The organism is Pseudomonas sp. NPDC089530 (assembly GCF_050280705.1).
Lineage (GTDB): Bacteria > Pseudomonadota > Gammaproteobacteria > Pseudomonadales > Pseudomonadaceae > Aquipseudomonas.
On sequence record NZ_JBNNVU010000172.1, the window covers coordinates 1 to 4393 of the forward strand.

At 60.7% G+C, this 4393-nt stretch carries 4 protein-coding genes and 1 pseudogene; all 5 read left to right on the top strand.

Annotation, left to right across the window (positions count from 1 at the left end; translation table 11 throughout):
* On the top strand, nucleotides 1-520 hold a 520-nt coding region (locus ACQKQA_RS29690), incomplete at its 5' end, for an Hsp70 family protein (RefSeq protein WP_427564726.1).
* A 323-nt stretch (nucleotides 521-843) separates the two neighbouring features.
* Nucleotides 844-1968 carry a molecular chaperone DnaJ gene (gene dnaJ, locus ACQKQA_RS29695; protein ID WP_427564727.1) on the top strand — a complete coding sequence of 375 codons (1125 nt, stop codon included), beginning with the start codon at nucleotides 844-846 and terminating at the stop codon, nucleotides 1966-1968.
* A gap of 10 nt (nucleotides 1969-1978) precedes the next feature.
* The gene (dapB, locus tag ACQKQA_RS29700) at nucleotides 1979-2785 is read left to right on the top strand and encodes a 4-hydroxy-tetrahydrodipicolinate reductase (RefSeq protein WP_044461140.1); all 807 of its coding nucleotides are present in this window, start codon (nucleotides 1979-1981) and stop codon (nucleotides 2783-2785) included.
* A gap of 258 nt (nucleotides 2786-3043) precedes the next feature.
* A pseudogene (gene carA / locus ACQKQA_RS29705) lies at nucleotides 3044-4179 on the top strand (glutamine-hydrolyzing carbamoyl-phosphate synthase small subunit).
* Between the two features lie 104 nt (nucleotides 4180-4283).
* Nucleotides 4284-4393, top strand: a 110-nt coding sequence (locus tag ACQKQA_RS29710) for a hypothetical protein (RefSeq protein WP_427564728.1), incomplete at its 3' end; no start/stop codon positions are given.

Sequence of the window (4393 nt, forward strand, 5' to 3'; positions counted from 1 at the left end):
TGTTGCGGGGTGTCGCACTACTCACACTCATGGTTCTGACTTCTGCGATGTAGACGTTGTAAGGGTGTTTCCGAGTGAAGCGGGCAGAGTTGCAGCGATCGTGATCAAGGCCAACTCCGGTCTGTCCGAGGAAGAAATTCAGCAGATGGTTCGCGATGCTGAAGTCAACGCCGAAGAAGACCGCAAGTTCGAAGAGCTGGCCAGTGCGCGTAACCAAGGCGATGCCCTGGTTCACTCGACTCGCAAGATGATCGCTGACGCGGGCGACAAAGTGACCGCTGAAGAGAAGGCTGCGATCGAAGCTGCTGTGGTTGCTCTTGAAGCCGCTGTTAAAGGCGACGACAAGGCTGCCATCGACGCCAAGGTCGAAGAGCTGTCGAAAGTGTCGGCTCCGGTCGCTCAGAAGATGTACGCCGAGCAGGCTCAGCCAGCAGAAGGCGCGGCACCGCACGCCGAGTCCGCTGAAAAAGCCGACGACGTCGTCGACGCCGAGTTCGAAGAAGTAAAAGACCACAAGTAAGACTGCTTGTTGGTCGACCGGTTGACTGCCTTTGTGCGGTGACTGGTAGGATGTCGCCGCGCGGGAGCTTGCTCCCGCGTTGGCGTGTCTGGAGCAAGCGAATTTTTTACGGCGTGCGACCCTTTCGCGCGCTGGCGGTACGGGCGGAAATGCTCCTGCTTTCCGTTCGGTATTGCCGCAATTGTCGGCCAGTCTGTTGGTCGTTCATCCAAGACCAGGATCGTTGAATCGACGTGAGTTGGGTCCGGGCCTGTAGTGGGGCTCAACGAGTTTGGCGGGGCTCAGGAGAGCGTTGTCGAACGTCCTTAAGAGTGCGAAGACTTATGGCAAAGCGTGACTATTACGAAGTGTTGGGTGTGGAGCGAGGCTCCAGCGAGGCGGAGCTGAAAAAGGCTTACCGTCGCCTGGCGATGAAGCACCACCCGGACCGTAATCCCGGCGACAAGGCGTCGGAAGATATGTTCAAGGAGGCCAACGAGGCCTACGAAGTATTGTCTGACTCGAGCAAGCGCGCGGCGTATGACCAGTACGGTCATGCAGGTGTCGATCCGAGCATGGGCGGCGGCGGTGCCGGCTTCGGTGGTCAGAACTTCTCCGACATCTTTGGCGATGTCTTCAGTGATTTCTTTGGTGGCGGTCGTGGCGGTTCCCGCGGTGGGGCCCAGCGCGGCAGCGATCTGCGCTACACCCTGGAACTGAACCTGGAAGAGGCGGTGCGCGGCACCACCGTGAATATCCGCGTTCCGACGCTGGTCAACTGCAAGCCTTGCGATGGCTCGGGTGCCAAGAAAGGCTCTTCGCCTGTTACCTGTCCGACCTGTGGCGGTATCGGCCAGGTGCGCATGCAGCAGGGCTTCTTCTCGGTGCAGCAGACCTGCCCGCGTTGCCATGGCCAGGGCAAGATCATTTCCGATCCGTGCGACTCCTGCCACGGCGAAGGTCGGGTCGAAGAGTACAAGACGCTGTCGGTGAAAGTGCCGGCGGGTGTCGATACCGGCGACCGCATCCGTTTGTCCGGCGAGGGTGAGGCGGGTACCCAGGGTGGCCCGACGGGCGACCTGTATGTGGTGATCAATGTGCGTGAGCACGCGATCTTCCAGCGCGACGGCAAGCATCTGTTTTGTGAAGTGCCGATCAGCTTCGTCGATGCGGCGTTGGGTGGCGAGCTGGAAATCCCGACGCTGGATGGCCGGGTCAAGCTGAAGATCCCTGAGGGTACCCAGACCGGCAAGCAGTTCCGCGTGCGCGGCAAGGGCGTGGCTCCGGTGCGTGGCGGTGGTGCTGGCGACTTGATGTGCCGCGTGGCGGTGGAGACGCCGGTGAACCTGAGTCGCCGTCAGCGCGAGCTGCTCGAAGAGTTGCGCGGCTCCCTGGCGGATGACAATAGCCACTCGCCGAAAACCGCGGGTTGGTTCGAAGGTGTGAAGCGCTTCTTCGGCGACCTGTAAGGAGCGAGGCATGCGACGTATAGCTGTGATGGGCGCCGCAGGGCGCATGGGCAAGAACCTGGTCGAGGCGGTGCAGCAGCGCTCGCCGCTTTCCGGGTTGACCGCGGCGATCGTGCGGCCTGGCAGTTCGCTGGTCGGCGCGGACGCTGGCGAGCTGGCTTCCCTGGGGCGTATCGGTGTGCCGATGTCCGATAGCCTGGAAAAGGTCGCCGATGAATTCGATGTATTGATCGACTTCACGCTTCCGGAAGTGATGCTGAAGAACCTGGCGTTCTGCCGCAAGGCGGGCAAGGCCATGGTGATCGGTACCACGGGTCTGGGCGCCAAGGAAAAGCAGTTACTGGCCGAGGCGGGCAAGGATATTCCGATCGTGTTCGCCGCCAACTTCAGTGTTGGCGTCAACCTGTCGCTGAAGTTGCTCGACATGGCGGCCCGTGTGCTGGGCGATGATGCGGACATCGAAATCATCGAAGCGCATCACCGGCACAAGATCGATGCGCCTTCGGGGACTGCCTTGCGCATGGGCGAGGTGATTGCCGATGCGTTGGGGCGTGACCTGCAGAAGGTTGCGGTCTATGGGCGCGAAGGCCATACCGGCGCCCGCGAGCGCGAAACCATTGGTTTCGCCACTGTGCGTGGCGGTGATGTGGTCGGCGATCACACGGTGCTGTTCGCCGCCGAGGGCGAGCGTCTGGAGATTACCCATAAGGCTTCCAGTCGCATGACCTTCGCCAAGGGCGCGGTGCGTGCTGCGTTGTGGCTGGACGGTCGTCCGGCGGGTCTTTATGACATGCAGGATGTGCTGGATCTGCGTTGAGATGCATCCAAAACCGGGCTTGGCTTCGCGCTTGAGCCCGGTTTTAGCCCGCTAAGCGATGTTCTGTCGCATTCCTCGGCCTTTAAGGCTCTTTAGCGGTGGACCGAAAAAGCCTTTTTCTGTAAGCTACAGCTTTAGTGTGTCCACTAAAAGCGCGCAGAATAATTCAGTGAAGAAGCGGGGTGACGTGTCCATACGTCACTCCGCTTTTTTACAACCTGCGATCGCCCTTTCAGGTTCTATTTACGGGAGGTCTTCTTGACTAAGCCAGCCATACTCGCCCTTGCTGATGGCAGCATTTTTCGCGGCGAAGCCATTGAGCCGACGGTCAGACCGTTGGTGAGGTGGTGTTTAACACCGCAATGACCGGCTATCAGGAAATCCTTACTGATCCTTCCTACGCCCAACAGATCGTTACCCTGACTTATCCACACATCGGCAATACCGGCACCACGCCGGAAGATGCCGAGTCTGATCGTGTCTGGTCGGCCGGTCTGGTGATTCGTGACCTGCCGCTGGTCGCGAGCAACTGGCGTAACACCCTGTCCCTGTCCGATTACCTGAAAGCCAACAACGTCGTGGCGATCGCCGGTATCGACACCCGTCGCCTGACGCGCATCCTGCGCGAAAAGGGCGCGCAGAACGGCTGCATCATGGCCGGCGACAACATCTCCGAGGAAGCGGCAATCGCCGCGGCGCGCAGCTTCCCGGGCCTGAAAGGCATGGACCTGGCGAAAGTCGTCAGCACTAAAGAAAGCTACGAGTGGCGCTCCAGTGTCTGGAACCTGAAGACTGACAGCCATCCGACCCTCGAGGCTTCCGAGCTGCCGTACCACGTGGTTGCCTACGACTACGGCGTCAAGCTGAACATTCTGCGTATGCTGGTCGAGCGCGGTTGCCGCGTGACCGTGGTGCCGGCGCAAACCCCGGCCAGCGACGTCCTGGCGCTCAAGCCTGACGGCGTGTTCCTGTCCAACGGTCCTGGCGACCCCGAGCCTTGCGACTATGCCATTCAGGCGATCAAGGACGTGCTGGAAACCGAGATCCCGGTCTTCGGTATCTGCCTGGGTCACCAACTGCTGGCTCTGGCCTCTGGCGCCAAGACCGTGAAGATGGGCCATGGTCACCACGGTGCCAACCACCCGGTCCAGGATCTGGACACCGGTGTGGTGATGATCACCAGCCAGAACCACGGTTTTGCGGTGGACGAAGCCACACTGCCGGGCAACGTGCGCGCGATTCACAAATCGCTGTTCGACGGCACCCTGCAAGGCATCGAACGTACCGACAAGAGTGCATTCAGCTTCCAGGGCCACCCTGAAGCGAGCCCGGGCCCGAACGATGTGGCGCCGCTGTTCGATCGTTTCATCAACGAGATGGCCAAGCGGCGCTGAGTGCTCGCCCCTGAGGGTGGCCCCGATTGCGGCGGCCCCTTCAGCGCTTCAGAGATTTGATCAAGACGGCTTGCCGACTGACCTGCGGATTCGAGTGACAACCCATGCCAAAACGTACAGACATTAAAAGCATCCTGATTCTCGGCGCTGGCCCGATCGTGATCGGCCAGGCCTGCGAATTCGACTACTCCGGCGCCCAGGCCTGCAAGGCCCT

Coding starts and splice junctions, on each gene's coding strand:
- dnaJ (WP_427564727.1), top strand. CDS start 844: ATGGCAAAGCGTGACTATTACGAAGTGTTGGGTGTGGAGCGAGGCTCC.
- dapB (WP_044461140.1), top strand. CDS start 1,979: ATGCGACGTATAGCTGTGATGGGCGCCGCAGGGCGCATGGGCAAGAAC.